Source organism: Pantoea sp. C2G6 (assembly GCF_051336815.1).
Classification (GTDB): Bacteria; Pseudomonadota; Gammaproteobacteria; order Enterobacterales; family Enterobacteriaceae; genus Pantoea.
In genome coordinates this window covers 1-372 of record NZ_JBGMNJ010000044.1, presented here as the reverse complement: position 1 = coordinate 372, position 372 = coordinate 1, and the positions used below count along the sequence as shown (strand labels likewise).

Annotated in this window: 1 protein-coding gene; it reads left to right on the top strand. The window is 67.2% G+C overall.

The window, feature by feature from the left end:
* The coding region (locus ACCW71_RS20575; protein ID WP_436374496.1) for a hemagglutinin repeat-containing protein at nt 1-372 on the top strand (372 nt) is incomplete at both ends.

The following is a 372-nucleotide window of genomic DNA, read 5'->3' as shown; positions in this document are numbered from 1 at the left end:
TAAGGCGAAGGGCAGCGAGCAGGGCAGCGGCCTGACGCACACCGAAACGCAGGTGAGCGCGGGCAACCAGGTGACGATGGTGAGCGGGCGCGACACCACGCTTCAGGGCGCGCAGGTGAGCGGTGAGCGGGTGAAGGCGGACGTGGCGCGCAACCTGACGCTGGCGAGCGAGCAGGACAGCGACCGCTACGACTCGAAGCAGCAGAGCGCCAGCGCGGGCGGCAGCTTCACCTTCGGCTCGATGACCGGCTCGGCGAACGTGAACCTGAGCCGTGACAAAATGCACAGCACCTGGCAGAGCGTGGAGGAGCAGACCGGACTCTTCGCGGGCAAAGGCGGCTTTGACGTCAGCGTGGGCGAACATACGCAGCT